The organism is Mucilaginibacter sp. P4_G9, from assembly GCF_056400985.1.
This window is the reverse complement of record NZ_JBFUKF010000629.1, coordinates 1-2032: the sequence shown is the minus strand read 5'-3', so window position 1 is coordinate 2032 and position 2032 is coordinate 1. Positions and strand designations below refer to the sequence as shown.

Annotated in this window: 3 protein-coding genes; all 3 read left to right on the top strand. The window is 44.4% G+C overall.

What is annotated here, in order from left to right:
• Nucleotides 1–489 (top strand): ComEA family DNA-binding protein (locus tag AC1DPZ_RS26115; RefSeq protein ID WP_477409008.1); only part of this gene is annotated, 489 nt, incomplete at its 5' end.
• Nucleotides 486–1013, top strand: a complete 528-nt coding sequence (locus tag AC1DPZ_RS26110; RefSeq protein WP_477409006.1) for an adenine phosphoribosyltransferase — start codon at nt 486–488, stop codon at nt 1011–1013. The genes AC1DPZ_RS26115 and AC1DPZ_RS26110, both read left to right, overlap by 4 nt.
• 287 nt (nt 1014–1300) lie before the next feature.
• Nucleotides 1301–2032 (top strand): acyl-CoA dehydrogenase family protein (locus AC1DPZ_RS26105; RefSeq protein ID WP_477409004.1); only part of this gene is annotated, 732 nt, incomplete at its 3' end.

Here is a 2032-nt window from a genome sequence, read left to right as displayed (position 1 = left end):
TCTGTAAAATCTTTAAAAACCATAACAGCCGGTGTTAATGCCAATGGTTTACCTGCAAATTATCATTATACCCAAAAGGCTGCGCCCGGCGAAGTTATCGAAGTAAACAGCGCCGACTCGGCCAGGCTTACCATGATCCGAGGGATAGGGCCATCGTTTGCGAGACGGATTACCAGGTACCGGGAGCGTTTGGGGGGCTTTTACAATAAGGAACAGTTGAAAGAGGTATTTGGTATTGACGAATCCAAGTATGCCGAAATTAAGGATGGCATTACTGTAGATGGCAGGCACATCATCAAACTAAACATTAATACGGCCACTTTTGACCAGTTAAGACGCTTCCCTTACCTTAGTTTTAAGCAAATGAATGCCATATTGGAATACCACAATCAACACGGCGATTATGAGTCGGTAGCTGATTTGAAAAATATTGCCATACTTGATGACGGAATTTTGCGTAAAATTGGACCTTATTTAGTTTTTAAATGATTACCGAGCAAATAAAGAAAGCCATACGCGATATTCCAGACTTCCCTAAGCCGGGGATAATTTTTAAAGATATAACCCCCATTTTGAAAGACCCCATCTTGTGCGATAATATTATCAACGCCTTTGTGGAGCAACTGAGGGGCACCCGCATAGATGTGATAGCAGGCATAGAAAGCCGGGGATTTTTGTTTGGACTGACTTTGGCCACCAAACTGGGCATCCCGTTTGTGCCTATCCGTAAGGCCGGTAAGCTGCCATTTACTATTAAGCAGCGGGCGTATAAGCTGGAGTATGGTACCGCAGTAATTGAATGCCATACAGATGCTTTTGAACCCGGTCAGCATATCCTGATCCATGATGACCTGCTGGCTACAGGGGGGACAGTAACAGCCGCCTGTGAACTCATTGAAGAAATGGGAGGGATAGTAGCCGGTTTTTCTTTTGTGGTTGAGCTTGGTTTTTTAAAGGGCCGGGAGCGGATAGCACCTCTCAGTGATACGCTGGTTGCGCTGGCAACCTATTAAGTAAAATAGCCGGGTGTTAGCTTTTACAGAGGTATCTTAAAAAAAGAAAAGTATAGTAACTATTACTGTCGATTGTCGTTTTTTGGCAGTTTACACGGTGTTTTTTACTTAGCTTCATATTAATTGAAAATATTTTCAACTCTTTTTTCAACTCAAAAACAAGCCTGTTTCAACTAAACCTAAAATTCATACCAGATACCATTTTGTACTTCTATTCGGGTACGTTTTTGTACAAACAAGCTGATAATTAAATCGTTAAATTTGTATAACCAGTTATATAAATTAGTATGGAAACTTTACTTACAGACGGTCCGACAATAGGCGGATTCGACTTTTCTATGAACGAAAACCAGCACCTGGTAGGCCAGATGGCCAGGGATTTTGCCGAACGGAATATTAAACCTCATGTAATGGAATGGGACGAGGCGCAGGTTTTTCCTATTGACCTTTTTAAGAAATTGGGTGAGCTGGGTATGATGGGCGTATTTGTGCCCGAACAATATGGCGGCTCGGGCTTTGGCTATTTTGAATATGTAACCGTTATTGTTGAAATAGCCAGGGTTTGCGGCTCCATAGGTTTATCTGTGGCGGCGCATAACTCACTGTGCACCGGCCATATCCTTGCTTTTGGCAACGAAGAGCAAAAAATGAAATGGCTGCCCAAACTGGCTACCTGCGAGTGGCTGGGCGCATGGGGACTTACGGAAGCCAACACCGGGTCTGACGCATTAGGGATGAATACTACCGCCGTGCTGGATGGCGACCACTATATAGTTAACGGTTCAAAAAACTGGATCACACACGGCAAATCGGGCAATGTGGCTGTGGTGATGGTGCGCACCGGTAAAAAGGGCGATTCGCATGGAATATCAGCACTGGTTATTGAAAAGGGTACGCCCGGTTTTACCCATGGCAAAAAAGAAAACAAGCTGGGCATGCGCGCCTCAGAAACCACCGAACTGATCTTTGATAATTGCCGTGTGCCCAAAGAAAACCTGCTGGGTGTTGAGGGCGAAGGC